Source organism: Ruegeria sp. K3, from assembly GCF_056531845.1.
Map to the genome: position 1 here is coordinate 112023 of NZ_JBQFMM010000004.1, position 25591 is coordinate 137613.

At 59.8% G+C, this 25591-nt stretch carries 24 protein-coding genes; 5 read left to right on the top strand and 19 right to left on the bottom strand.

All coding sequences use genetic code 11. The features are described 5' to 3' along the window. Positions 1-42: 42 nt before the first annotated feature. From ACR0MP_RS09080 to ACR0MP_RS09090, 3 genes are all read left to right on the top strand, one after another. Positions 43-1317: an ABC transporter permease gene (locus ACR0MP_RS09080; protein WP_170392001.1), complete on the top strand. Its 1275-nt coding sequence runs from the start codon at positions 43-45 to the stop codon at positions 1315-1317. Positions 1318-1322: 5 nt separating this feature from the next. Next, a complete protein-coding gene (locus ACR0MP_RS09085; RefSeq protein ID WP_170392003.1) occupies positions 1323-2534 on the top strand; it encodes an ABC transporter permease in 1212 nt (403 codons plus the stop codon). Between the two features lie 160 nt (positions 2535-2694). Then, a complete protein-coding gene (locus ACR0MP_RS09090; RefSeq protein ID WP_480886423.1) occupies positions 2695-3915 on the top strand; it encodes an aminopeptidase P family protein in 1221 nt (406 codons plus the stop codon). A 30-nt stretch (positions 3916-3945) separates the two neighbouring features. Here the strand turns inward: ACR0MP_RS09090 and speB are convergent, their stop codons facing one another. Continuing rightward, complete coding sequence (speB, locus tag ACR0MP_RS09095) at positions 3946-4917, bottom strand: agmatinase (RefSeq protein WP_480763083.1); 972 nt, start codon at positions 4915-4917, stop codon at positions 3946-3948. A gap of 190 nt (positions 4918-5107) precedes the next feature. Between speB and ACR0MP_RS09100 the strand changes: the two genes are divergently transcribed. After that, positions 5108-6478, top strand: coding sequence for a DUF3179 domain-containing protein (locus tag ACR0MP_RS09100; RefSeq protein WP_480886425.1), 1371 nt, complete (start codon positions 5108-5110; stop codon positions 6476-6478). Here ACR0MP_RS09100 and ACR0MP_RS09105 read toward each other — a convergent pair whose 3' ends face one another. The 17 genes from ACR0MP_RS09105 to ACR0MP_RS09185 form a co-directional block, all read right to left on the bottom strand. Then, positions 6479-8164 carry a chloride channel protein gene (locus tag ACR0MP_RS09105; RefSeq protein WP_170392011.1) on the bottom strand — a complete coding sequence of 562 codons (1686 nt, stop codon included), beginning with the start codon at positions 8162-8164 and terminating at the stop codon, positions 6479-6481. A 92-nt stretch (positions 8165-8256) separates the two neighbouring features. Next, positions 8257-9906, bottom strand: coding sequence for a DNA repair protein RecN (gene recN, locus ACR0MP_RS09110; RefSeq protein WP_480886427.1), 1650 nt, complete (start codon positions 9904-9906; stop codon positions 8257-8259). 36 nt (positions 9907-9942) lie between these two features. Then, a complete protein-coding gene (locus ACR0MP_RS09115) occupies positions 9943-10806 on the bottom strand; it encodes an outer membrane protein assembly factor BamD (RefSeq protein WP_170392015.1) in 864 nt (287 codons plus the stop codon). 126 nt (positions 10807-10932) lie between these two features. Further along, positions 10933-11853 (bottom strand): UDP-3-O-acyl-N-acetylglucosamine deacetylase, encoded by a 921-nt coding sequence (gene lpxC / locus ACR0MP_RS09120; RefSeq protein ID WP_170401357.1) that lies wholly within the window; start codon positions 11851-11853, stop codon positions 10933-10935. Positions 11854-12067: 214 nt separating this feature from the next. Beyond that, positions 12068-13669, bottom strand: a complete 1602-nt coding sequence (ftsZ, locus tag ACR0MP_RS09125; protein ID WP_170594770.1) for a cell division protein FtsZ — start codon at positions 13667-13669, stop codon at positions 12068-12070. Positions 13670-14017: 348 nt separating this feature from the next. Continuing rightward, positions 14018-14437, bottom strand: a complete 420-nt coding sequence (locus ACR0MP_RS09130) for a hypothetical protein (protein ID WP_170401361.1) — start codon at positions 14435-14437, stop codon at positions 14018-14020. Then, entirely contained in the window at positions 14424-15758 is a 1335-nt protein-coding gene (ftsA, locus tag ACR0MP_RS09135; RefSeq protein ID WP_170392023.1) for a cell division protein FtsA, read from the bottom strand. Before ftsA ends, ACR0MP_RS09130 begins: the two co-directional genes overlap by 14 nt. 8 nt (positions 15759-15766) lie before the next feature. After that, complete coding sequence (locus ACR0MP_RS09140) at positions 15767-16771, bottom strand: cell division protein FtsQ/DivIB (protein WP_170401363.1); 1005 nt, start codon at positions 16769-16771, stop codon at positions 15767-15769. Beyond that, positions 16759-17676 carry a D-alanine--D-alanine ligase gene (locus tag ACR0MP_RS09145; protein ID WP_170512292.1) on the bottom strand — a complete coding sequence of 306 codons (918 nt, stop codon included), beginning with the start codon at positions 17674-17676 and terminating at the stop codon, positions 16759-16761. The genes ACR0MP_RS09140 and ACR0MP_RS09145 overlap by 13 nt, the downstream gene beginning before the upstream one ends. Before the next feature lie 108 nt (positions 17677-17784). Continuing rightward, on the bottom strand, positions 17785-18711 hold the full coding sequence (gene murB / locus ACR0MP_RS09150; RefSeq protein ID WP_170401370.1) for a UDP-N-acetylmuramate dehydrogenase: 927 nt from the start codon (positions 18709-18711) through the stop codon (positions 17785-17787). Then, complete coding sequence (locus ACR0MP_RS09155) at positions 18708-19001, bottom strand: hypothetical protein (protein ID WP_170401372.1); 294 nt, start codon at positions 18999-19001, stop codon at positions 18708-18710. The genes murB and ACR0MP_RS09155 overlap by 4 nt, the downstream gene beginning before the upstream one ends. A gap of 23 nt (positions 19002-19024) precedes the next feature. Continuing rightward, complete coding sequence (locus ACR0MP_RS09160; RefSeq protein ID WP_170392032.1) at positions 19025-19291, bottom strand: DUF2484 family protein; 267 nt, start codon at positions 19289-19291, stop codon at positions 19025-19027. Next, positions 19288-19536: a DUF2484 family protein gene (locus tag ACR0MP_RS09165; RefSeq protein ID WP_170401374.1), complete on the bottom strand. Its 249-nt coding sequence runs from the start codon at positions 19534-19536 to the stop codon at positions 19288-19290. The genes ACR0MP_RS09160 and ACR0MP_RS09165 overlap by 4 nt, the downstream gene beginning before the upstream one ends. A 4-nt stretch (positions 19537-19540) precedes the next feature. Beyond that, positions 19541-20947, bottom strand: a complete 1407-nt coding sequence (murC, locus tag ACR0MP_RS09170; protein ID WP_480886430.1) for a UDP-N-acetylmuramate--L-alanine ligase — start codon at positions 20945-20947, stop codon at positions 19541-19543. Next, the gene (locus ACR0MP_RS09175) at positions 20944-22041 is read right to left on the bottom strand and encodes a UDP-N-acetylglucosamine--N-acetylmuramyl-(pentapeptide) pyrophosphoryl-undecaprenol N-acetylglucosamine transferase (protein ID WP_480886432.1); all 1098 of its coding nucleotides are present in this window, start codon (positions 22039-22041) and stop codon (positions 20944-20946) included. Before ACR0MP_RS09175 ends, murC begins: the two co-directional genes overlap by 4 nt. Continuing rightward, positions 22041-23204, bottom strand: a complete 1164-nt coding sequence (gene ftsW / locus ACR0MP_RS09180; protein ID WP_170392040.1) for a putative lipid II flippase FtsW — start codon at positions 23202-23204, stop codon at positions 22041-22043. The genes ACR0MP_RS09175 and ftsW overlap by 1 nt, the downstream gene beginning before the upstream one ends. A gap of 253 nt (positions 23205-23457) precedes the next feature. Next, the gene (locus ACR0MP_RS09185) at positions 23458-23793 is read right to left on the bottom strand and encodes a cupin domain-containing protein (protein WP_480886434.1); all 336 of its coding nucleotides are present in this window, start codon (positions 23791-23793) and stop codon (positions 23458-23460) included. A 194-nt stretch (positions 23794-23987) separates the two neighbouring features. Between ACR0MP_RS09185 and ACR0MP_RS09190 the strand changes: the two genes are divergently transcribed. After that, a complete protein-coding gene (locus tag ACR0MP_RS09190; RefSeq protein ID WP_170401383.1) occupies positions 23988-25166 on the top strand; it encodes a BaiN/RdsA family NAD(P)/FAD-dependent oxidoreductase in 1179 nt (392 codons plus the stop codon). On the opposite strand, the gene ACR0MP_RS09195 is transcribed toward ACR0MP_RS09190, so the two are convergent. Continuing rightward, on the bottom strand, positions 25163-25537 hold the full coding sequence (locus tag ACR0MP_RS09195; protein WP_255611713.1) for a glycine zipper family protein: 375 nt from the start codon (positions 25535-25537) through the stop codon (positions 25163-25165). The two genes, ACR0MP_RS09190 and ACR0MP_RS09195, sit on opposite strands and share 4 nt — an antisense overlap. Positions 25538-25591: the final 54 nt, after the last annotated feature.

Genomic DNA, 25591 nt, shown 5'->3' on the forward strand with positions numbered 1-25591 from the left:
GCGGCTATCGCCCCCGACCCCAAAAATACCCAAGGGGTACCGATGACTGACGCCACCCAAAATACTGGTCCCATGCTGGCCGCGGACGGCACGCCACTCAAGCAATCGCTGGCCCGGTCTCTGCGACGGCAAAAGCTGCGGGCCCTGATGCTGGTCGCCCCACTGCTGCTGTTCGTTATGTTCTCTTTCATCGTGCCTATTGCGGCGATGCTGTTCCGATCTGTGGAAAACAGCATCGTACAAGAGACACTGCCCCTGACGGTTGAAGCATTGCAAAGCTGGGATGAAACCAGCGGCGAGTTGCCCGACGAGGCCGTTTATGACGCCTTTGTCCGCGATATGGTCGTGGCCGTCGATAACAAGACACACACCCGGCTGGGTTCGCGTCTGAACTACGAAGAGACAGGCATGTCTTCGATGTTCCGCCGCTCGGGTCGGAAAATGGGTAAGCTGGACCCCGAGACCGATGGGCCGTTCAAAGACCAGGTCATCGAGATTCACGACGGCTGGGGTGAACCGCAGACTTGGGCGGTTATCAAGACGCATTCGCCCGCTGTCACCAATGGCTATTTTCTGAACGCTGTGGACATGCGCCGCACGCCCGAGGGCGCGCAGGCGCAGCCCGAGGACAAGCAGATCCTGATCAAGCTGTTCGGGCGCACTTTGTTCATGTCGCTGGTGATCACCGCGTCCTGTATCCTGCTGGCCTATCCGGTCAGTTATTTGCTGGCGACACTTCCGATGCGGGTGTCGAACCTGCTGATGATCCTCGTGTTGTTGCCCTTCTGGACGTCATTGTTGGTGCGAACCTCGGCGTGGAAGGTGATGTTGCAGCAACAGGGCGTGATCAATGAAACATTGGTCTGGCTGGGACTGGTCGCCGACGACGCCAGGCTGGTGATCATCAACAACCAGATCGGCACGATCATAGCTATGACGCATATCCTGCTGCCGTTCATGATCCTGCCCATGTATTCGGTGATGCAGACCATACCGCCCTCGTATACCCGCGCCGCAAAATCCATGGGCGCGACCAACTGGACGACATTCTGGCGCATCTACTTCCCGCAATCCATTCCTGGCATTGGCGCGGGCTCAATCCTCGTGTTCATTCTGGCGATCGGCTACTACATCACGCCTGAAATCGTTGGCGGCACCAAGGGTGTCTTTATTTCGAACCGGATTGCCTATCACATCTCGTCCTCGCTGAACTGGGGGCTGGCCGCGGCATTGGGAACGATCCTTCTGGGCGTCGTACTGCTGCTCTACTGGTGCTACGACAAGATTGTCGGCATTGATAACGTGAAGCTGGGATAATCGACATGGCCGCACTTACTCCGATATCCCGCAAACCTTTGTCCATGGTTTTGCCAAGCGTTGCGCTGGCAGGCGCCTTCGCCGGTATCTTCGTCGGCGCGGGCAATGGCTCGGTCTTCCTCGGCATCATTGGCGGGGCAGCCTTGATCGCCGCTGTGGCCTGGGTTTACATCACGATACTCAAGAACGAAAAACTGGCCCGATGGATCAATATCCTTGGCTTTGGCATCGTCGGTTTTCTGTTCTCTGGCCCAATGGGCGGCGTTCTGGGCCTGTTGGGTGGATGGTTCTTCGTCTGGTTTATCTTTTGGCTGTACGAAGGTCGATATCGCCAAAAACTGTTGCCCTATCTGACCGCGAAACAAGTGTTCTATCACTACTTGTTCCGGGTGATCTGCGGCGCGATCTTCGTGTTCCTGATCACCCCGATCCTCGTGGTTTTGCCGCTCTCGTTCAACGCGCAGGACTTCTTTACCTTCACGCCAGAAATGCTGCGTCTGGACCCGGAAGGGTACTCGCTCAAGCACTACCGCGATTTCTTCACCAACAATGAATGGCAGCGCAGCTTCAAGAACTCGCTCATCATTGCGCCGATTGCGACGATCATCTCGGTCTCGCTGGGCACGCTGGCGGCCATTGGCCTCAGCCAGAGCCACGTTCCAGGCCGCCGCGCCATCATGGGCATCCTAATCTCGCCAATGATCGTGCCGCTGATCATTTCAGCCACAGGCATGTTCTTCTTCTACAGCGATATCGGCCGCTTCATGGAGGGAACACTGGGCATGAACAAGAATTTTGTGGGCTATGTGAAAGTAATCCTCGCTCACGCCGTTCTGGGTATTCCATTCGTCATCATCACCGTGACCGCAACGCTAGTGGGCTTTGACCGCTCGCTGACGCGGGCGGCTGCGAATATGGGCGCGGGTCCGGTGCGGACATTCTTCAAGATTCAGATGCCCTTGATCCTGCCGGGTGTGATCTCAGGCGGCTTGTTTGCCTTCATCACCTCATTCGACGAGGTGGTCGTGGTACTGTTTGTCGGCTCGGCTAGCCAAAAAACGCTGCCATGGCAGATGTTCACCGGCCTGCGCGAACAGATCAGCCCGACCATTCTGGCGGTGGCCACGATCCTCGTGGTGATCTCGATTGCGCTGCTGACCACGGTCGAGCTGCTGCGCCGTCGGTCCGAGCGCCTGCGAGGCCTTTCCCCCGCTTGACGCAGGCCTAGGTCTGATCTAACGATTCACCTGTTCATCCCAGCCGCGATGGCGTCGCGGACGCACTGGGATGATCGGCTCTCGGACCCCGAGACCGCCTGTCCTGAACGCCGGGACAAGTGGCCGGGTTTGCCGCCCGGCAATGATGAGAGACCAAGTCATGACAGACACAACAAAACGCCCCGAATTCTTCACCTGCCACAATGGCGACAAAGCGCCCCTGCCGTTCAGCAAGGGCGAATACGACCGCCGCCTTGGCGCCCTGCGCGCAATCATGGCCAAGCATGACGTCCCCGCCGTCCTGCTGACCTCGATGCAGAACATCGCCTACTATTCCGGCTTTCTGTACTGCTCTTTCGGCCGCCCCTACGGCTGCGTTGTAACACAGGACGCTTGCACCACTGTCTCGGCAAACATCGACGCGGGCCAACCGTGGCGGCGCTCGGTTGAGGACAACGTCATCTACACCGACTGGAAGCGCGACAATTACTGGCGCGCAGTGGCCAGCCTGATCGGCGGGGCCAAACGGATCGGGATCGAAGGCGACCACATGACATTGGCGGCGCGCAACACGGCGCTGGACATGCTGGGCGGACCGGAACTGATCGATATCGCACCTGACACGATGTTTGCCCGCATGGTGAAATCCGCAGAAGAGATCGAGCTGATCAAAGGCGGCGCGCGCACCGCTGACGTGGGTGGGGCCGCCATCCACGCCGCCATCCGCGAAGGCGCAACCGAGATCGAGATCGCCATGGCCGGCCGCGACGCGATGGAAGAGGAAATCGCCCGCGCCTACCCGGATGCCGAATACCGCGACACCTGGGTCTGGTTCCAGTCGGCGCTCAACACCGATGGTGCGCACAACCCGGTGACCAAACGCGCGCTGCAAAAGGGCGATATCCTGTCGCTGAACACCTTCCCAATGATCTCGGGCTATTACACCGCGCTGGAACGCACCCTGTTCCTGGGCGAGCCCGACGCAGACAGCCTGCGCCTGTGGAAGGCCAACGTTGCCGCGCATGAGCTGGGCCTGAGCCTGATCAAACCCGGCGCGACCTGTTCGGGCATCACGGCTGAGATCAACCGCTTCTTCGAGGATGAGGGCCTGCTGCAATACCGCTCGTTCGGCTACGGCCATTCCTTCGGCATCCTCAGCCATTACTACGGGCGCGAGGCGGGTCTGGAGCTGCGCGAGGATATCGATACGGTGCTGGAACCCGGCATGGTCGTTTCCATCGAGCCGATGCTGTGGATCCCCGAAGGCCAGCCCGGCGCGGGCGGCTATCGTGAACACGACATCCTTGTGGTTGGTGAAGACGGCGCCGAGAACATCACCGGCTTCCCCTATGGTCCCGGCCACAACATCATCGGGGCATAAGAAAACGGGTGGGGCTGATGGCCCCACCTACTACCGCTGGTTGCGTTCGTGAAAGATGAAGCCGAGAAAGTTCAGCAACAGCTGCGCTGCCAGAATCTGGGTGCTCTCGGTCGGGTCATACGCAGGCGCGACCTCGACCAGATCGATGCCCACAACATCCCCGCGTTTGGCCAGACCCTGTAGAATTTCCAGTACATCGTAGTAGAGAAACCCGCCATGGCTGGGCGTACCTGTGCCCGCCGCGATTGAAGGGCAAAAAGCGTCGATATCTATCGTTACGTAATACCGTGCCCCCTGCGGGATACGCGCCAGCACTGCCTCGGCCCCCAGTTTGCGCACCTGCCGCACCGACAGGATATCCGAGCCCCGCGCGCGGGCGTCCTCGTAGCCCTCTTTCGCAGTGGATGAGACATTGCGGATGCCCAACTGCGTCATGCCTGAGACATAGTCTTTCTCAATCGCCCGCCGCATCGGGTTGCCATGTCCGGCGGTCACTCCGTGGCGTTCATCGACAAAATCCAGATGCGCGTCGATCTGCACCACATGGATCGGGCCGTTCTGCGCGCAATCCTCGGCAAAGGCGTTGATACAGGGGATGTTGATCGAATGGTCCCCGCCAATTGTCACCGGCAAGGCCCCTGCTTTCAGGATCTTGCCCACCCCCAAGGCGATATTCGCATGGCTCTCGTCGGTCTTGGTATGGATAATATCCGCATCCCCCAGATCAACGATCCGCACCGAGCCATCCAGATAGGTTGCGTCATCTTCGTGATCATAAGCCCCGGCGTGGCCGAAACTGAACAGGGTCGAGGCTTCGCGCACGGCCCGAGGTCCAAACCGCGCCCCCGGTCGCCATTGTGTCCCGAAATCGAAGGGCGCGCCGAGAACGGCGATATCCGCCTCTATCTCATCCCAATTCTCAACATATGGAGATTTGGCGAAGGTTGAGATGCCGACAAAAGGCAGGTTTAGTCGCCCCGCCTTATAACCATGGTCTTGCATGGGTATTTCCTTTTTCATTGCCACTGTCACGTTCGATGACATCAATCGCAGCAGCATCTTGTGCTCAGGATGGACCAATGTCGAGATGCCCGGCGTGCAGCTTCAGAAATTCGAGCCACTCACGCGAGTGTTGCGTGTATGTGATCTGCTTTGCGGGCAAGATCGAATATGAACCCGATCGGAGGATGCCATGTCGATTCCACGTCGCAGCTTTGTCGGCCTGTTGGGGGCAAGCGCTGTAGCACCTCGCGCTCTTTGGGCGCAGGATGACCCTGTCTACGATGCCGTACGTTCAACTTTGTATGGCAGTCGGACCGATTTCGAAGCCGGGATGGCGTTCCTGACCGAGCGCGGCAACCCGGACGTTGTGCCCGCGCTTTTGACGGCGATGCGCTATGGCAGAAGGCGAGAGCGAGACATTGCCAAAGTCATGGAAGCGTTGAGCGGCGCGCGCCACGGCACAGACTGGTTCGAATGGATGCTATGGCAAGAACGGAACGCTCAGATTGTACCTCATCCATCTTTGATACCGTTCAAACGCGAAGTTCTTTTGGGCATCGATCAGAACTTCGATGTGTTCCTGAAACCCGAATATTTGCAACGCGACAACATGAAGATTCGGCTGGAAGAGATCAGTTGGGGTGGTGTGCTCAAGGACGGTATCCCTTCGCTGGACAATCCCAAGCTGATCCCTGCGGCGCGGGCGGACTACATGAAAGACGACGATCTGGTCTTTGGCGTCTCGATCAACGGCGATGTACGCGCTTATCCGCTGCGCATCATGGGCTGGCACGAGATGTTCAACGAGGTGATCGGAGGCGTTTCGGTAGCACTGGCCTATTGTACGCTGTGCGGATCGGGGATTTTGTTTGAAACGCAGGTCGAGGGGCGGCGGAAGCCGTTTGTATTTGGCTCGTCCGGGTTCCTGTATCGGTCGAACAAATTGATGTTCGACCGTGAGACGCATTCGTTATGGAACCAGTACACAGGTAAGCCCGTGGTCGGACCGCTGTTCAACAGTGGGATCGAGCTGAAGCAGCGTCCTGTGGTGATCACCCGCTGGGACAGCTGGAAGGCGTCGCATCCAGATACGCAGGTGCTGTCGCTCAGCACCGGTCATCGGCGCAACTATGGCTCGGGCGTTGTGTATCGCGATTATTTTGCCTCACCCGATCTGATGTTCCCGGCCTTGGTCGATCAAAGTCGGCATCGCCAGAAGGACTACGTGTTCGCCGTGCGCCAGTTCGGCGCGGCGCGGGCGTGGCCGTTGGACGCGTTCAAGGGCAAGCCGGTGATCAACGATGCGATTGGCGGGCGGGCACTGATGCTGATGGGCGACCCGGACAAGCGCAGCGTGCGCGCCTACGAGCGTGGATCGCGCCAGTTCCGCGCGACCTCCGATGGCGGGCTGCTGGACGAAACGGGCAACAAGTGGCGCGTCACCGAAGAGGCACTGATTGGCCCGGATGGCGCAGAGTTGCCGCGCGTCGCGGGACATATCTCGTATTGGTTTGCCTGGGACAATTATCTGGGCGACGCAGCCAGCGTTTACGGACGCTGATCAAGAATGTTCCTCGGCCGCTGTGGCGGCCAGCGCGCGGTTGTAAGCTTTCAGCGCGTCGATGTGATAGAGCGCGCCAACGGGGTTTTCACAGCCGTCCTTGTCGATGATCACTACCGGGATGCAAGGGATGTCATCGCGGTCGAAATATGGCATCGCAGCCTCAAGCGTGGCGCTGGCCTTGACGCATAGGCCTTGTTCGATCAATGCCTGCGCGTCTTCCTTGGAGATCGAACGCGCGTCCCCCAGCGGGCGCATCACCGCGCCTGCGCGCAGCATTGCCAGCAAGTAGGCCTGCGGCCCGGCGGCAAGGTGCACATTGCGTCGTTCCAGCTGGGTCAGGAAGAAGGACCGGTCCACAAGGCGCGAGGCCAGCGCAGTGGACATCGAGACCGAAACCATCACGGCGAGGCCGATCTGCCAGTCTCCGGTCAATTCAAACACGATGAGCGTGGTCGAGATCGGCGCGCCCAGCACCGCCGCCGCCACCGCGCCCATCCCGGCAAAGGCATAGAGCGTATGGGTGCCTGACACATCTGGCAGCAATCCGGTGGCGATCAGGCCGAAGGCCAACCCGGTCAGCGCTCCGATCATCAATGAAGGGGAAAACACACCACCACCCATGCGACCGCCCATGGTAATCGCCACTGCGACGGTCTTGATGACCGCGAACAGGATCGCGGTCGTCAGCACGAGGTCCCCGGTCAAGGCACGGATCGTGGTTTCGTATCCCACGCCGATGATGTGCGGAAACCAGACCGCCAACAGGCCGAGCATCGCGCCCGAAACACCGGGGCGCAGCCAGCGCGGCAGAGACAAACGGTTTTGAATATGCGTGCCGATATCCTCGGCGAAGAAGATCGATCGCATCAGCAGCAGCGAGACCAGCCCGCAAATCAGGCCTAGGATCAGGAAGGCGGGCAGCTCGACATAGAATTGCAACGACCCGGGCGTATCCAGCGTGAATTCGGTCACGTCACCATAAGCCAGCCGGTTGATCACGGTCCCCGCGACCGAGGCGATGACAATGGGCGCAAAGGCATGAACGGCGAAGTGGCGCAACACAACCTCAAGCGCAAACAAGGCCCCGGCGATAGGGGCGTTGAAACTGGCCGAAACAGCAGCGGCCACAGCACAACCCAATAGGTCGCGCCCGGTGATGCCGTCGGCGTGGATACGGTCGCTGACCCAAGTCGAGATGACCCCGGCCATATGCACAACAGGTCCTTCCCGCCCCGTGGATCCGCCTGAGCTGAGCGTGATCAGCGAAGCGAAAAAAGATGCGATACCGGCCTTCTTTTCGACCCGTCCATCAGTGATGGCCGCACCCTCGATCACATCAGCTACCGAACGCACACGGCCATCATCGGTGTACCTGTTCAGGATGATCCCGACGACCAACCCGCCGACCACAGGTGTAAGGAAAATCCAGAGCCAATGCAGCTTCTCAGCATGGCTGTGCAGGAATAGGATATCTTCGGTGTTGTAGAGATAAGCCTGCAACGACGAGATCGCCATCCGGAATCCCAGCGCCATGAAGCCTGCAGCGATCCCGATGACCAGGGCGATAAACCAGAACTGAATCTGGCTGGGGCCACGATGAAGCATTACCCGCCATGCATCCCGCAGCGCCGAGAGGGCTTGATTGAGCTGATTGCGCAGCACGGTGCGGGTCGATTGGGTCATTGGCCCTCGTTGGGGTGGTCGCCTGACCCTTAGTAAGCCACGCGCGCGCCGTAGAAAAGTCGGTTCACGACAAGATGCTCACAGAATGCGCGTCATGCATCCAACAGGGCACGGGCAGCGGCGCGTGCCTCATCCGTAATGGTGTCGCCTGCGACCATCCGGGCGATTTCGTCGACGCGGTCGGGGTCGGCCAGCGGGATCACGGTGGACAGGGTCTGATCGCCGGTGACCTGTTTCTGCACCCGCCAGTGATGCGCCGCCCGTGCGGCCACTTGCGGCGAGTGGGTGACGACCAGCACCTGCCCGCCCTGCGCGAGTGCGGCCAGACGGCGGCCCACCGCGTCCGCCGTGGCACCGCCGACACCGCGGTCAATCTCGTCAAAGATCATCGTGCGGGCACTGTCTTCACCCGTTAGGCAGACCTTAAGCGCCAGCAGAAAGCGGCTGAGCTCGCCGCCCGAGGCGATTTTGTTGAGCGGCCCTGACGGCGCCCCCGGGTTGGTGGCGACGGTGAAGGCCACCGCGTCGATGCCTTCGGGGCCTGCGTCGGTCGCGGTGACCTCGGTCCGGAACACGGCGCGTTCCATTTTCAGGGGCGCGAGTTCAGCCATTACTGCGGTGTCCAACGCACTGGCGGCCTTACGGCGCGTTTCGCCGAGTGCGGTGGCCACGTTGTCATACGCAGCTTGTGCCGCGTCCACAGCAGCGCGTTTGTTGCTGAGGTCGGCGTCACCTGCATCCAGCCGGTTCAGGCGGTCGCGCAAGGTATCGGCGAAGGTGCCCAGATCATCGGGGGCCACATCGTGTTTCCGTGCCAGCGCGCGAATGGCAAAGAGGCGTTCCTCGGCCTGTTCCAGTTCCGCTGGGTTAAAATCGAGCGCTTGCAGACAGGCGTTGACCCCATCCTGCGCCTCGCCCAGTTCGATCAGGGCGCGACCCAGCGCTGCAATGGGGCCTTCCAACTGGCCACCCGCATTGTCCGACACGCCTTCCAGCCAGCGCACGGCATCGGCCATCGCGCCCTCGGCCCCGTCGCCGCCCAGCAAGGCAAAGGCACGGGCCACGTCGTCGCGAATCCGTTCGGCCCCTTGCATCATGCGGCGGCGGGCGTCGAGATCTGCATCCTCGCCCGGCTGCGGGTCAAGCTGATCCAACTCGGCAACGGAATGACGCAGGAAATCTTCTTCGGCACGCATAGCCTCCAGCGCTGCCTCAGTCTGCGCCAGAGCTTTGCGGGCGATGGACATCTGGCCCCACGCGGCACGCACGGCGGCCAACTGATCCCCTGCCCCGGCATAGGCATCCAGCATTGCGCGATGCCCGCGCGGGTTCAGCAGGCCTCGGTCATCATGTTGGCCGTGCAGTTCGATCAGAGTTTCCGACAGCGCCCGTAACACTTCGCCCGAACAACGGCGGTCATTGACCCATGCAGTCTTACGTCCCTCGGCCGTGTTGACGCGGCGCAGGATCAGCTCCTCGCCACCGGGCAGACCCGCCTCGGCCAGAATCGAATGGGCAGGGTGATCGTCAGGCAGTTCAAACTCGGCCACAACTTCGCCCTGTGCGGCCCCCTGACGAACCAGCTCGGCGCGCCCGCGCCAGCCCAGCACAAAGCCCAGCGAATCCAGCAAGATCGACTTGCCCGCGCCGGTTTCACCGGTCAAAGCATTCAAGCCCGGCTGAAACGTCAGCTCCAGCCGGTCGATGATCAGCATGTCGCGGATATCAAGGGCGCGCAGCATCGGGTCTTTAGCGTCCCAAGCCTTTAGCCATGGCCGTTACAACCACTCACCCTTGACGGTCTGGCGATAGATCGTGCTGAGCCAATTGTTACCTCGGCTCTTTAGATCGAGACCACGCGACGTCAGCAACGTGTACCCCGCGTCGTACCATTCCGAGGACTGATAGTTGTAACCCAGAATCGCACCCGCGGTCTGCGCCTCGTCCACCAGTCCCAGCGCCAGATACGCCTCGATCAGGCGATAGAGCGCCTCGGCGGTATGAGATGTGGTCTGAAAATCTTCGACCACCACGCGGAATCGGTTGATCGCCGCAGTGAAGTGATCCTGACGCAGATAATAGCGCCCGATCTCCATCTCTTTGCCAGCCAGATGGTCGAAGGCAAGGTCGAACTTCAGTACGGCAGATGTGGCATACTCACTGTCTGGGTAGACTTCGATCACCGTGCGCAGGGCCTGCAGTGCCTGAAAGGTCAGCCCCTGATCACGGCCAACTTCGTCGATCTGATCATAGTAGCTGAGCGCCAGAAGATACTGGGCATAGGCGGCGTCTTCGTCAGTGGGATAGAAATCGATATATCGCTGCGCGGCGGCGCGGCTTTCTTCATAGTTCTGGTCCGAATGGAATGAGAACGCCTGCATGATCAGCGCACGTTTCGCCCAATCGGAATAAGGATAAAGCCGCTCTACTTCAGAGAAATACCAAGCCGCGTCGTCCGAGCGATTCTGCGACAGCTCGTATTCACCGCGGGTGTAAATCTGTTCAGGCGTGAAACCTTCGAGGTTTTGGCTGCGGTCTGCCCCACGGTTACCAAACAGACCTCCGGCATTGCCACATGCCGTCAAAGTTGCTGCCAGAAGAAGCGCACCTGCGATTCTGACTGCCGCTTTGCTGCCAACCATTCCGCCCATCCTTGTCGTCTACTTAGCGGGAATTACCCCTGATCGGGCCTCGGTCTAGCACATAAAATTCCAGTGCAAAACGCCTTATCCACCCTCATGGCGCAAATGTCGTCAGAGTTGATCAGATCACGCAACCTGCGGGATTTCGCTTCGCACAAGGCCCTGGCCGGGCAGACGCGCGGCTTGTTCAGGGGTACAAAGGATCGGTCGCACAGCGCCCGGTGTTTCGAACAGTTTGCGCAGCAATGTGTTGGTCATCGAATGCCCCGACTTCTCGCCGACAAAGCGCCCCAGAATCGGACCGCCTGCAAGATAGAGATCACCCAGAGCGTCCAGCATTTTGTGGCGCACCGCTTCATCCGTGTGACGGAAGCCACCCGGGGTCAGGACTTCGTCGCCCTGTACGACTACGGCATTGTCCAATGTGCCGCCCAAGGCCAATCCGTTTTCACGCATCGCTTCGACATCTGTGCGGCGGCAAAACGTGCGACTGTCGCAGAGTTCACGCGCAAACGAACCATTGCGCATGTCCAAAACCTTTGTCTGGCTTCCAATGGCGTCATCTTCGAAATCGATGTGAAACTCGATCTCCAGACCTTCCGCAGGCGCGATCGATGCCTTTGCGCCCTCTCGTTCAACAGAGACGGGCTTAAGCACCTCATAAGCTAGTACCGGACTAGCCTGACGGCGAACGCCTTTGGCCATGATGCCCTGAACAAAGGCCACGGACGAGCCATCCATGATCGGGACTTCGGGACCATCGATTTCAATCAGTGCATTATGCACACCACATCCGGCAAGTGCCGCCATGATGTGTTCCACAGTCGATACCGACACATTCGCATCGTTAACCAATCGTGTGCAAAGAGGCGTCCGCTCAACAACGTCATAGATTGCGGGGATCAACGCATTGCCCAGCTCGATATCAGTCCGTTTGAACCAGATTCCATGACCTGCCGCTGCAGGCTTCAGAACCATCGTCGCAGGCTTGCCGCTATGCAGCCCAGTGCCCACAAACGTGACTGAAGATTTGAGCGTATGTTGCAATGTGAGCCTCGGTGAGTTGTGTCCAGCCTATCAGGGGCTGTGTTGCACCCTCAACTAAGGAAGGGGGCGTTAAGGCTCAACTCACCTTTTGCAACCGAATGAAACATGAATGTGACACATCGGCAAATCCCTGCTTACACCAGCTCAACACTTTGTGTTTCCACAAAAAAGGGCCGCGCTATGGCGGCCCTTCGGGATGATTTTGTTACCGCGATCAGTTGGCCTGACGCCGTAGGAAGGCGGGAATTTCGATGCGCTCCTGATCAGGATCGGCTTCATCCTGAACAGGCGCCGTTGCGTCAACCGACCGCATCGCAGGCTGTTGGCGTACCGGTTGAGCGGGCGTATCGGCCGCATGGCCGGTCATCCGGTCAATCAATCGGTTGAAGCCAAAACGCGGGCGATCCTCGGTCGCTTGCTGCGGCTGAGGGGCCGGTTCGCGAGGTGCCTCAGGCGTCGGACGCAGCCGGTTCGAAGGTACTTTCTGAACTGCGGCCTGCAACCGCTGCATCGCTTCTGGAGACGGTGTGCCGGGGGTCTGGGCACGCGGTGCGTCGTAGGTGTCGACTGTCTCTTCGACTTCGGGTTGCGGTTCGAACTGCGCCACCTGAGGCTGATAGGCGGGCGGAGGCAGCCCGTCATCGTCCTGCTCGGCAGCGGGTTGTTCGTCTTGCCAGCCTTCATTGAACTCGACATCTTCGATGGACTCGAAGAGCGTGGGCGCAATGTTGTCCTCAGCCGGGGCCTCATCTGCAGCGATTTGTTCAGGCGTGGAGTCTTCTGCCGAAACCGTGCGTGTCAGCGGAGCCGACATCGAACGGCGGGCGACCGGTACATCTTCGCTTTTCTCGCTGGCATCGATACCGGTGGCAACGACTGAAACGCGCATTCCGCCTTCCATCTCGGTGTCGAGGGTCGAACCGACAATGATATTGGCCTCCGGGTCCACTTCCTCGCGGATGCGGTTGGCGGCCTCGTCCAGTTCGAACAAGGTCAGGTCGTGCGCACCGGTGATGTTGATTAGCACACCCTTGGCACCCTTGAGGCTGATTTCGTCCAACAGCGGGTTGGCAATGGCCTTCTCGGCTGCCTGAATGGCGCGATCTTCACCGGTCGCTTCGCCTGTGCCCATCATCGCCTTGCCCATCTCGTCCATCACGGCTCGAACGTCGGCGAAGTCGAGGTTGATCAGACCCGGACGCACCATCAGGTCGGTTACGCCTTTGACGCCCTGATACAGGACATCGTCGGCCATCGAGAACGCCTCGGTAAACGTTGTCTTTTCGTTGGCCAGACGGAACAGGTTCTGGTTCGGAATGATGATCAGCGTATCAACGACTTTCTGCAGCGCATCAACGCCGTCTTCGGCCTGACGCATACGCTTGGCGCCTTCGAACTGGAAGGGTTTGGTGACAACCCCAACGGTCAGGACACCCAGCTCCCGCGCTGCTTGCGCGATGATCGGGGCTGCGCCGGTGCCTGTGCCGCCACCCATGCCGGCGGTGATAAAGCACATATGCGCACCCGCTAGGTGATCGACGATCTGTTCGATGCTTTCTTCAGCTGCTGCAGCACCCACGGTCGGACGCGCACCTGCACCTAACCCTTCGGTGACTTTGACGCCCAGCTGCACCCGCGCCGACGAACGGCTTTGCTGCAGCGCCTGTGCGTCTGTGTTGGCGACGACAAATTCTACGCCGTCCAACTGTTTTTCAATCATGTTGTCGACAGCATTGCCCCCAGCGCCGCCAACGCCAAATACGGTAATCCGAGGCTTGAGTTCGTCGTGCCCGGGCATCGAAAGATTTAATGTCATGCTCTGTCCGCCTGTTTTTTATGTTGCCGCAAAATGCGGTTTTTCTGACCTATCCACAGTCGATTTTACTGTGTCATTTCGGAAACGTCACCAGAAAAATCGCACGAATCCACAAAATATGGAGGAAATAAGGCAGCAAACAGCGGCATTTCGCTGTTACCGCGACATGTTGCGGCGAAAGACTCATGCGCTACTACACACGGAAAGACCCCGCCCACCTTGAGGGGGGTGTAAAACTTTTAGTCACTCGTTTGGTCGCGGAAAACTGCTCAATGTCCTGCCGCTGGGCCTCTGCCGGGCCTTGAGCCTTATTTTGCGGCAATTTGGCAGTTGCCGCAACTGATTTCTTTAGCCTACCGGGGCACTTGGGCAATTCAGGCCATCTTCAGAGATGCTACGGACCTCTTGCGTTTCGCTGCCGACGAAGCGCGCCAGCCGCACCATCAACCGGTCATTGTACAGGTAGGGCCACCAGCAGACTGGCAGGCCATCGGGCGCATCATCGTACAGAAAACAGATCTGGCCATTTGGCGTGGTGATCTGGCCATAGACACAGCCCCGCCCCTCCATCCGCCAGACCGAGAGAGTCGGGCTGAGGAATTCCTCGGTCCCGACCAACATACCGCTTCGGATTTCATGGAAGGTGATCGTTTTGCCAACGACGGCGCTCAGAAACGCCTCTGGCGTAATAAGGGTTTGAGCCGGGGCCGCAGCGGGCCCAAGGGCCGCGCCAACGGCTGCACCACGCAGGGCATTACCAATTGTCACGGAACCAGCGCACGGCGCGCTTGAACGGGCGCGCGGCATAGGTGTCGACCGGGATCTCAAAATCCCACCATTCGTCCTGAGGATGCGCCGCAAACAGGCTAAGCCCCACTGCCGAAGAAAAACCGGGCCCGGTCGCGGATTGCGGCAGGCCATGAACGCGCAGCGGGCGGCCCAAACGAACACGCTGACCCAGAATCCGGCTGGCAAGCCCGTCTAGCCCCATGATCTGGCTGCCACCACCAGTCAGAACGATCTGCTGGCTTGGCAGGTGGTCGAAACCGGCAGCGTCCAGACGAGTACGCACCTCTTCGAGAATCTCCTCGACGCGGGGGCGCATGATGCCGATCAACTCGGCACGGCTGACGGTACGGCGGTCATGCTCCCAATCGCCAGTATCGCCACCGATGTCGATCAGGTCGCGATCATCGGCTCCGGTCGCGTGAACGCCACCGTTAAAGGTCTTGATCCGTTCGGCCACCGCTGCGGGCACGCCGAGGCCCATCGAAATGTCGCTGGTCACGTGATCCCCGCCCATGCGCACGCAATCGGCATAGATCATGTGTTTCTTCATGAAGATCGAGATGCTGGTGGTGCCGCCGCCCAAATCGATACAGGCCGCGCCCAACTCCTGTTCGTCCTCGACCAATGCGGAAATGCCCGAGACATAGGCTGAGTTCGCAATCCCTGCCAGCTCCAGATCGCAGCGCTTGATGCAGCGGACGATGTTCTGGATCGCCACCGCATCGACGGTTAGCATGTGCATATCCACTGCAAGGCTCTGCCCCAACTGTCCACGCGGATCGATTAGTCCCGAGCGGTTGTCGAGCGCGAAATTCACCGGTTGCGCATGCAGTACCTCGCGCCCTTCGCCGTAATCGGGCACGTCGCAGGCGTTCAGGACACGACCGACCTCGGCTTCGGTAACCAATTGGCCTTCCAGATCAACCTGCGCATCCAGCCCGTAGGAACGCGGGTTCGCCCCTGAGAAGGATGCAATCACGTGATCGACGCGGATATCGGCCATCTTCTGCGCCGCCTGCAGCGCGGTGCGGATGGCGCGCTCGGTTTCCTGCATCGCGGTAACCTCGCCGAACTGCACCCCGCGCGAACGGGTGGTCGCAGCGCCAATGACCCGGAAACCGGTTTGTCCGGCCATCGAGCCGATCGAGTTATCCTCTGACAACCGCCCCGTCCCGTCGAAGCGCAATACAAGGCAAGCGATTTTGGAGCTGCCGACATCCAGGATAGCAACTACACCGCGTTGCATTGCCTGTCGGCGCATCTGCCGCATAGCCCTTTGGGACTGATAAAGATCGGTCATCATGGTCGTTACTGCCCGCTACTCACATCTACTTTTGTGTTCCACCAGTCTTCGCTGGCCGTTTTGTTCATTCGGATGGTTGGTCGCTGCCCCAGTCGCATGTCGACCACGGCCACGTCACGTTCTAGAAGGTCCTGCACCTCGTTCACCGCCAACACGCGTTCCAGCGCGCGCGCCGGACGTTCGGTCGGCAACATGATGCGCTGGTTGCGATCCAGCACCAGATCCCAGCGCCGTTCGCCAACGCGCACCAAACCGCGAACGCGGTCGCCCAAGCTGCGGGCAGTGGTCAGGATTTGCAGCGCCTCGGGGACATGTTTGTTCGCGCCCTTCCCTGCGATCAGTGGCAGGGCTGCGTGATCGGCGCGTGCTGAAACACGGTCAACATGAGCTCCGGTTTCATCCAATAGCTCGATCCCGTCTCGGGTGCGCCAGACGATGACCGGCTGGCGTTCGACCACATCAACCTGAAGAATCCCGCCAGGGCGAATGCGTACGGTTGCCGATTTCACCGGGTCAAGCCCGGTGATGGTGTCGCGGATCAACTCCACATCCAGATCCCACGAACTGAGCGGGAAATCGAGCGGCACGATCTCGCGGATATCCTCAGACAGTGCGGTTCCTGCCCCGTCGATGGCCATCAGGTTGACCATGAATTCGGGGCGCTCCTGGATCGAGGTCTTGATGTCGGCGATATAGGTGCTGACCGCCTCACGACGTTCTTCGGCGGCAAAGAAGCCACCCACCAAACCAACGACGGTCAGAACCGGCAGGCCAATTTTTAGCCCGCGCCGGATGCCGGGGGTGAGCATCCAGCGCTGAAAGCGGTAGCTGAGGCGCGAGGGCGCGGGGTCCACGTTGCGCGCGCGGCCAAAAAGACGCGCCCCGCGCAAATGCAGCTTAGGTTCGGTTTTGGGCTCGGGCCTTGGCGCGGCGGTGAAATCGGCATCCGGCCCCGCCAACGGTTTGGTCCGGTGAATCACCGGCGCGCGGGTGGCGGTCAGCGGTCGCATGAGGCGTCCTCCACCATCCAGGCGCAGAGCTGGCCGAAACTGATGCCAAGATGCTCGGCCTGTTCGGGCACCAGCGAAGTCGGCGTCATGCCGGGCTGGGTGTTGGTTTCCAGCAGGAACAGCCCGTCGGCACCCTTGCTGTCATCCCAGCGGTAATCGGTGCGGGACACGCCGCGACACCCCAGCGCATTATGCGCCTTCACCGCATAGTCCATGCAGCGGTCAAAGATGTCCTGCGGAATGTCAGCGGGCAGCACATGCCACGAGCCGCCGGGCTTGTACTTGGCATCATAATCGTACCAACCGCCATCGGTCATGATCTCGGTCACCGTCAGGGCGCGATCGCCCATCACGGTCACGGTCAGTTCACGGCCCGCGACGTATTTCTCGACCATCACCTGATCAGGCATCGCCTCGTCCAGTTGCGGCGGGCCGTTGGCATTTTCATGCACGATGTAGATGCCGACGCTGGAACCTTCGTTGTTGGGCTTGGCCACATAGGGCGGCTCCATCACATGGACCTCGACCACCTCGACCTTGGGAACGATCAGGCTGGGTACGATAGGTAATCCTTCGGCGGCGTAGACCTCTTTGCTGCGCTGTTTGTCCATCGCAAGGGCCGAAGCCAGCACGCCGGAATGCGTGTAAGGAATGCGCATCCATTCCAGTAGCCCCTGCACACAGCCATCCTCGCCCCAGCGTCCATGCAGGGCGTTGAACACCACATCGGGTTTGATATCGGTAAGGCGAGCAGCAAGGTCCGGACCTGCGTCCAGTTCGACCACTTCAAAGCCTTCTCCCACAAGGGCGGCTGCGCATTCGCGCCCAGAGCTGAGAGACACCTCGCGTTCCGCCGAGGGGCCGCCCATCAACACCGCCACTTTGGGGTTTGTCCTGCTCGACATACCCAATGTGCGCCTCAATGTCCCCGGACCTTATGTGGTGGTCCGTACTGCGTTTATGCCTTTGATCCGTCGTCCTAATTTGCCTGTTATGGTCTGACGGTCGGGGCCTTATTCTTCCAGCGGATCACCGACCCGCATGATTTCCCACTCTAGCGTGATGCCGCTTGTTTCGTAAACCTTTTTTCGCACCTCTTCGCCCAGACCTTCGAGGTCTGCGGCGGTGGCGTCGCCTGTATTGATCATGAAATTCGAGTGTTTGGGACTCATCTGCGCGCCACCTTTTGTGGCCCCGCGCATACCCGCGTCATCGATCACTTTCCACGCCTTGAGGTCATGCACATCGTCCGCGCGCCCAGTCGACGAGAACCCGGCTGGATTACGGAAGGTCGACCCGGCGCTGCGGTCCTTGGTGGGTTGAGTTTCGTCGCGCTTTTTTAGCTGCGCCTCCATGCGAGCGTGCAGCTCAGCTGGATCGCCCGAGGGGCCTTGAAGCGTCGCCGAGATCAGCACCGCGCCTTCGGGCAGGTCGGACTGGCGATAGCGGAAGCTGAGGTCTTGCGGGGTCAGGTCCACGATCTCTCCGGCGCGGGTGACGACGGTAGCCTTTTGCAACACATCCGCCGTATAGCTGCCGTAACAGCCCGCGTTCATGCGCACGGCCCCGCCGATCGAGCCTGGTATCGTGCGCAGGAAAGTCAGGTCCACACCTCCATCCGCTGCTTTACGCGCCACATGCGCATCCAGCGCGGCGGCACCCGCGCTGACGGTATTGCCCTCGACCGAGATGCCATTGAACCCGCGCCCCAATCGGATCACCACCGCCCGCAGACCACCATCACGGACGATCAGATTGGATCCGACACCCATAGGAAAGATGGGAACATCCGCAGGCAGATCACGCAGAAACGACTGAAGGTCTTCGGTATCGGCGGGTTGAAACAGATAATCCGCTGGTCCGCCGACGCGCAGCCAGGTGAGTTCGGAAAGAGAACGCGCCGCGGACAGGCGGCCACGGACGTCGGGCAGTTCGCTCATGCGCCTTCCCGCGATGCAAGGCTGCGCCCGCCTACTCCACCCATGATCACCGCAAACAGGAAGGGCAGGACCGCACCGGTCAGCCAGACGAAGGGTCCGAACGCCTGTTCTTCTTCTCCTGTTCCGACACCGGCCAGCACTATGATCAGTACCAGACCAAGGGCCGAGGTCAGCCCGATCAGCCACAGCAGTGCCTTGAGGCCGATCCAGCGCGCGGCGACAAAACCCGCAAGCGTCCCGAGGATCAGGGTAATCAGCGGCAAATAGGCGAAAGTGGCGATGTCGACCATGGGGGCCTCCTGAAAATGGCCAGTTACTTGTTCGCCGCCTTCATGCCCTGCATTTTCGCCTTTGTCCAACGGGTGAGGTAAATCACCGGCCAACGCAGAACTGACATACCTGCCGCCAGAACCAGCAGCCCGATCCATGGACCATTTTCATAGGTGACATAGCCTAGGATGGGGACGCCAACGGCGATCAGGAAATAGGCGCGCCGCCAATGGTTGTCCTTGCTGGGCAACATCGCCAACACGTTGGCGACAACACCCCACAGACCGGCAAGCGCAATCGACCAGTTCATTCCGACACCTCTTTACCCGTCCACTTGCGCCAGTAGTAGCGGATCGGGTTGCGGTACATCGAAACAAAACCGCCAGCAGCCAGGACTCCGACGAACCAGCCATAGTCTAAACTCAGCCAAAGAATCAGAGCAGGCGCGCTGGCAAACAGTACAACACCCGGTGGGAATTGCAGGTGCATCGGCAGCATCGCCACAATGGTGGAAGCGAAGACCCAGACGCAGGCGAGTATGAGCGACAACGCCACGAGGTTAGCTCGCTTTGGCGATTAACCGGTCAGGCAAACCGTTGGCCCAGGTACTGATCGTACCTGCGCCGAGGCAGACAACCATATCGCCCGGGCGGGCCTGTTCACGGACAAGGCGGGCGAGGTCTTCTTCGTTCAAGATCGCGCGCGCGTGGCGGTGGCCGTGGCGGATCAGGCCCTGCACAAGATCGTCACGGCTGGCACCTTCGATCGGATCTTCGCCTGCGGCAAAGACCTCGGCAATAGCGACCACGTCGGCGTCGTTGAAGCAGGTGCAGAAATCGTCGAACAGGTCGGACAGGCGGGAATAGCGGTGAGGCTGGTGGACGGCGATAACGCGGCCCTCGGTGGCCTGACGTGCGGCCTTGAGAACGGCGGCGATTTCGACCGGATGGTGGCCGTAATCGTCGATGATGGTGACGCCGTCAATTTCTCCAACCTTCGTGAAGCGGCGATTGACGCCGCCGAAATTGGCCAGCGCGTCGCGAATTTCCGAAGCTTTCATGCCCAGATGACGGGCCACGGCCACGGCAGACAACGCATTCGAGACGTTGTGATCGCCGGGCATCGGCAGGGTACAGCCCTCAATCACCTTGTCTTCGTGGCGCAAATGGATGTCGAAATGGGCAACGCCGCCCTTATAGGTCAGGTTTTCGGCCCGCACATCGGCCTGTGCGTTGAAACCATAGGTGCGCACGCGGCGGTCGGAGATGCGGCCAACAAGCGCCTGCACCTCGGCATGATCTGTGCAGCAGACGGCCAAGCCATAAAACGGCAGGTTCGAGACGAACTCGTAAAACCCGTCGCGCAGTTGGTCGAAATCGCCCCAGTGCTCCATATGCTCGGGGTCGATATTGGTGACGATGGCGATGGTTGCAGGCAGGCGATTGAATGAGCCGTCGCTCTCATCCGCTTCAACCACCATCCATTCGCCCTGCCCCATGCGGGCGTTGCTGCCATAGGCGTGGATGATGCCGCCATTGATGACTGTGGGGTCGAAATCGCCGGCAACCATCAGTTCGGCCATCATTGTGGTCGTGGTCGTTTTTCCGTGGGTTCCGGCGATGGCAATATTCGAGCGCAGCCGCATCAGTTCGGCCAGCATATCGGCGCGGCGGACAACCGGCAGGCCCTGCGCGCGTGCTTCGTCCAGTTCCGGGTTCCCCGGTTTGATCGCGGTTGAGACCACGACTACGGCGGCGTTCTGCAAGTTCTCCGAACGCTGGCCTTCGAAAACCTCAGCACCCAGCCCAGCCAGCCGGTCAGTAATCTTCGAGGTTTTCAAGTCCGAACCTTGTACACGGTAGCCAAGATTCAAAAGCACCTCTGCGATACCCGACATCCCGATCCCACCGATGCCCACGAAGTGGATCGGTCCAACGTCCTGCGGCAGTTTGGTTGCTGGATTCATGAGGTCTCCTTCTGCGCCAGTTGCTCGACAAGGGCGACCAGACGCTCGGTGGCGTCCGGTGCCCCGACCGATAGCGCGGCATGGGCCATTTGCTGTGCGGCTTCGGGGTTGGTGAGAACCGTGGTCATTTGCTGTGTCAGCGCGGGAACGTCAAGGGCGTTTTCGGGGATCATGATCGCCCCACCTGCCTGAACCAACCCACGCGCGTTGGCTGTTTGATGATCTCCGGCAGCCGTGGCAAGCGGGATCAAAATCGACGGACGGCCAATCACGGAAATGTCGGCAATACTGGAGGCACCCGACCGGCTGACAACCAGCTGCGCGTCGGACATGCGGCGAGGTACGTCATCAAAGAAAGGCTGTACATCGGCGCGTATGCCGTGATCGGCGTAAAAGGCCTTGACCCGTTCACGATCCTCATCGCGGGCCTGATGCGAGACTCGGATGTCCCCGCGCAGATATTCAGGCAGCGCAGCGATGGCCCCCGGCACCACGTCACTGAGGATACGTGCGCCCTGTGAGCCGCCCATCACCAGGACGGACATCGGGTACTCCCCAGGCGGGATATAGGGGGCAGCAGCGCGTTCAAGAACGGAGGCGCGAACCGGGTTACCAGTGTGTATGCCCTTGGACCCTTCAGGCAGATCGGTGGGCCAGACACCACAGGCCACTTGAGCCACACGCGTGGCAAACAGTTGGTTTACCCGGCCCAGAACGCCATTTTGTTCATGGATCATACGCGGCAGCTTCAGCAGGATGGCCGCGCCCAGCGCCGGTATCGACGGATAGCCGCCAAAGCCCACCACCACATCCGGCTTGTCACGCATCATCTGCGCAGCCATGCTAGTGACTCCAGCAGCAATCTTGGGTCCAACCAACATCTTGGCCGCTAATCCGCCTCGGGCGAAGGTGGCCGAGGATGCCTCGACAATCTCGACGTCTGCGGGGAACGCGCCGGTATAGCGCGCTCCGCGCGGGTCGGTGGACAGGCGCACACGCCAGCCTTTCTGCAGCATCGCCTCGGCCAACGCCTGCGCAGGGAACATGTGGCCCCCGGTGCCACCTGCTGCGATTAGTAGATAAGGTTTGCCCATCAGCCTCGTCCGCGCAGAATGTCGCCTAGCTCGCCCTGCGGGCGGGTTCGGGTGAAGGCCAGCAACATGCCAACCGCGATGCCGCCTGCAATCAGGGACGATCCGCCATAACTGACAAACGGCAGCGTCATGCCCTTGGCGGGCAGAAGACGCACAGCGACGCCCATGTTGATCATAGCCTGCACGCCGAACATGCAGGCCAGACCAGTGCCAGCCAGACGGATGAACATGTCGCGTTCGCGCATCAGCCGCAGCAGCGAACGCACAACGATCAGCGAGTACAGCGCGATGATAATCAGCACCAGAATCAGCCCGTATTCTTCGGCCGCGACCGCGATGATGAAATCCGTATGCGCATCAGGCAGAGACCACTTGACCTGCCCCTCACCCACGCCGACGCCGAACAGGCCGCCTTCGCGGATAGCATTGGTGGCATACCCAAGCTGAGTGGTCGGATCGAGTTCCTGATTAAGGAAACCATCGATACGACGGGCAAAGTGCTCGGAATTGGAATAGGCAAACATGCCGCCCAGAACGACCGCCCCGGCCATGCCGACCAGCAATAGCATCGGGGCTCCGGCAACAAAATACATCACACCCCAACCAAAAAGGATAAGGCAGGCCTGCCCGAAATCGGGCTGCATCACCAGCATTGCCACGATGGACATACACAGTGCAAAGGACCACAACCGCCCCGGCGGGCCGTTGATTTCCTGTGATGCGGCCAACAGCCATGCGGCCACCACGACAAAACCGGGCTTGAGGAACTCGGATGGCTGCAACGAGGCAAAACCCAGCGAATACCAGCGCACCGCGCCTTTGCCAAAGTCTGTACCGAAGACCGGCAGGAAGGCCAGCGCCACGAACGAGGCCAGAAAGCCCAGAATCGCCAGCCGCCGCACCAGTGTCGGCGACATCATTGAGGTCAGCAGCATCGCGACCAGCGCCAGCCCGCCAAAGATCGCCTGACGTTCTACATAGTGGAAAGGATCGAACCCGTTACGCCCCGCTAGTGGCGGCGACGAGGCTAGCCCCAGCAAAAGCCCGATGACAAACAGGATCAGGACGCAGGACATCGTCCAGCGATCAATCGTTCGCCACCACTTCGGAAGAATCGGTTCTCCGCGCTGGTCCTGGACCGCGCCATACACCATCTCAGTCATGAGATACCGCCACTATCTGCCTCGTTAACGTCCCGTTTTTCGGGATCTGATTGAGAGTCTACAGGGATTTTTACATTTGGGCTAGCAGAATGACAGGCAGAACTGGAATTCCGGAACAATGAGCCGCCGTTGACAAACGCGCATGCATTCAAGCAGCGCATGCTGCCTGTTCTGATCGACGGCCCGTTGAGGCTCGGTTTGAGTTCATCCAACTATCAACCGCGCCCAACGTCATTGTTCAAAAAGTAAATCGTCAGTCTTTGATGGGGTATCTGTCAGGCTCTTCAAACACATCGATCACTCGGGAACCCGCCTTGATGCGCCCGCCATGCTCCACTCCGGCTGGGATAGAATAGCTGTCGCCGGGCAGATAAACTTTCGTCTCTCCGCCAATGGTGAGTTCAATTTCTCCTTCCACCACCATACCCCATTGGGCACCATGTGAATGTAGTGGGAGTTCCATTTCTTTAAGAAAAGTAAAAAAGGCGACCAAACCAGCATCAGATCGAATGACTGCCGTCTGCACGACGTCTTCGGGAAATGGCACGTCTAGTCTTGGAAAGTCGGTAATGAAGTTTGGAAAGCGCATATTTTTATCCCTTTAAATGGATTTAACCGGCAAGCATTAGCACAGAGCCTAGCATGTCAGAATGCACTACGAGTAAAAATCCACATACCATATGGCACAAACCCAAGTGCTGCTGAGAAATTCCGTGGGCCAAACCCACACCGTTTTTGGTCTGCGCTCTTGCCATCGCTCACAATCCACGCCATGCGCAGCATATGGATTTCGAGACGATCATCCTCGGTGCTGGCGCGGCCGGCATGATGTGCGCAGCCCATTGCGGTGGCCAGGCGCTGGTGATCGACCATGCAAAAGCTCCCGGAGAAAAGATCCGCATCTCGGGTGGTGGACGATGCAATTTCACCAATATGTATGCGGGACCGGGCAATTTCCTGTCTCAGAATCCGCATTTCAGCAAATCAGCGCTGGCGCGATATACACAGTGGGACTTCATCGAACTGGTCGATCGCCATGGCATTGCATGGCATGAAAAAACGCTTGGGCAATTATTCTGCGACGGGTCTTCGAAACAGATCGTCCAGATGCTGCTGAATGAAATGGTCAAGGCCGAGGCCGAGCTCTGGGTGCAGACGTCGCTGCGCAACTTGCGCAAAACCGAAAGCGGTTTCGCTTTGGATGTCGAACGCGATGGCAAGCACATCCCTCTGACCTGTCGTAATCTGGTTCTGGCCACGGGTGGCAAATCGATCCCCAAAATGGGCGCGACGGGGTTGGCCTATGACATCGCGCAGCAATTCGGGCTGCAGATAACCGAGACACGAGCGGCGCTGGTGCCGTTCACCTTCTCGGACGGTCGGTTCAAGGATTTGTCCGGCGTCTCCCTGCCCGCTCGACTATCAAACGAGCGCACCAGTTTCGACGAGGCTTTGTTGTTCACCCATCGCGGGTTGAGCGGTCCTTCGGTGCTGCAATTGTCTTCGTACTGGCGCGAGGGTGAGGCAATTTGGGTCAACCTGATCCCCGATTTGCCTTTATACGATCTGCTTCGCGATCAGCGGCAGGCTGTTGGGCGCAAGGCGCTGACCACCGAATTGGCACGCCACCTGCCCACGCGTCTGGTGGAATACCTCGCACACCATATCCCGATGAAGGGCAATCTTGCGGATCAGTCCGACACGGCGCTGTCGGAACTGATCGCCGCATTGTCCAACTGGCGGCTTACGCCGTCGGGCACCGAGGGCTATCGCACCGCCGAGGTCACTCTGGGCGGGATCGACACTGACGGGCTGTCGTCTAAAACGATGGAGGCCAGGGATGTCCCCGGCCTCTATGTCATTGGTGAAGCGGTGGATGTCACCGGCTGGCTTGGCGGTTACAACTTCCAATGGGCGTGGTCCTCGGGCCACGCCGCCGGAAGTGCCATCGCAAGCCGTTAGCCTACGACGTTGTAACCCCGTCCGCGCATACAGTTGCGCACAATGACTTCCTTGTTCTGGTTCTTGTTGATCACGTCAGCACCTGCACCAACCAACGCACCGGCAACGGCGGCGCGACCCAGGTTGTCGCTGCTGTCCTGAACGATGCCGGTGACGGCTGCAGCACCTGCAGCGCCGATTGCGGCATTACCTGCGGTCGATCCGTCAACGCTGGCCTGCGAGGCTGCAAGTTGCTGGCACTGATACAGGTCCGAATTGTAGTTCGGGCCTACAGGGCCATCGATCACGGGCTGATAGTTGGCCCCGGTATTGGTGCAAGCCGCAGCAGCCAGCAGCGCTGGAACGACCAGAAGAAGTTTACGGTTTGGCATATTCATGACCTCGTGTTGAATTTCCTGAAGGCAAAAACCAATGCAGGCAGTGCG

Excerpts from the sequence above, each read along its gene's own strand:
- ACR0MP_RS09195 (WP_255611713.1), bottom strand. The coding sequence starts at position 25,537 with ATGCCAAACCGTAAACTTCTTCTGGTCGTTCCAGCGCTGCTGGCTGCT.
- ACR0MP_RS09155 (WP_170401372.1), bottom strand. The coding sequence starts at position 19,001 with ATGGTCGACATCGCCACTTTCGCCTATTTGCCGCTGATTACCCTGATC.
- ACR0MP_RS09145 (WP_170512292.1), bottom strand. The coding sequence starts at position 17,676 with ATGTCGAGCAGGACAAACCCCAAAGTGGCGGTGTTGATGGGCGGCCCC.
- ACR0MP_RS09190 (WP_170401383.1), top strand. The coding sequence starts at position 23,988 with ATGGATTTCGAGACGATCATCCTCGGTGCTGGCGCGGCCGGCATGATG.
- ACR0MP_RS09185 (WP_480886434.1), bottom strand. The coding sequence starts at position 23,793 with ATGCGCTTTCCAAACTTCATTACCGACTTTCCAAGACTAGACGTGCCA.
- murC (WP_480886430.1), bottom strand. The coding sequence starts at position 20,947 with ATGAATCCAGCAACCAAACTGCCGCAGGACGTTGGACCGATCCACTTC.
- recN (WP_480886427.1), bottom strand. The coding sequence starts at position 9,906 with ATGCTGCGCGCCCTTGATATCCGCGACATGCTGATCATCGACCGGCTG.
- ACR0MP_RS09100 (WP_480886425.1), top strand. The coding sequence starts at position 5,108 with ATGTCGATTCCACGTCGCAGCTTTGTCGGCCTGTTGGGGGCAAGCGCT.
- ftsA (WP_170392023.1), bottom strand. The coding sequence starts at position 15,758 with ATGACCGATCTTTATCAGTCCCAAAGGGCTATGCGGCAGATGCGCCGA.
- ACR0MP_RS09115 (WP_170392015.1), bottom strand. The coding sequence starts at position 10,806 with ATGGTTGGCAGCAAAGCGGCAGTCAGAATCGCAGGTGCGCTTCTTCTG.
- ACR0MP_RS09105 (WP_170392011.1), bottom strand. The coding sequence starts at position 8,164 with ATGACCCAATCGACCCGCACCGTGCTGCGCAATCAGCTCAATCAAGCC.
- ACR0MP_RS09080 (WP_170392001.1), top strand. The coding sequence starts at position 43 with ATGACTGACGCCACCCAAAATACTGGTCCCATGCTGGCCGCGGACGGC.
- ACR0MP_RS09140 (WP_170401363.1), bottom strand. The coding sequence starts at position 16,771 with ATGCGACCGCTGACCGCCACCCGCGCGCCGGTGATTCACCGGACCAAA.
- murB (WP_170401370.1), bottom strand. The coding sequence starts at position 18,711 with ATGAGCGAACTGCCCGACGTCCGTGGCCGCCTGTCCGCGGCGCGTTCT.
- ACR0MP_RS09090 (WP_480886423.1), top strand. The coding sequence starts at position 2,695 with ATGACAGACACAACAAAACGCCCCGAATTCTTCACCTGCCACAATGGC.
- ACR0MP_RS09175 (WP_480886432.1), bottom strand. The coding sequence starts at position 22,041 with ATGGGCAAACCTTATCTACTAATCGCAGCAGGTGGCACCGGGGGCCAC.
- ACR0MP_RS09160 (WP_170392032.1), bottom strand. The coding sequence starts at position 19,291 with ATGAACTGGTCGATTGCGCTTGCCGGTCTGTGGGGTGTTGTCGCCAAC.
- ftsW (WP_170392040.1), bottom strand. The coding sequence starts at position 23,204 with ATGACTGAGATGGTGTATGGCGCGGTCCAGGACCAGCGCGGAGAACCG.
- ACR0MP_RS09085 (WP_170392003.1), top strand. The coding sequence starts at position 1,323 with ATGGCCGCACTTACTCCGATATCCCGCAAACCTTTGTCCATGGTTTTG.
- ftsZ (WP_170594770.1), bottom strand. The coding sequence starts at position 13,669 with ATGACATTAAATCTTTCGATGCCCGGGCACGACGAACTCAAGCCTCGG.
- speB (WP_480763083.1), bottom strand. The coding sequence starts at position 4,917 with ATGCAAGACCATGGTTATAAGGCGGGGCGACTAAACCTGCCTTTTGTC.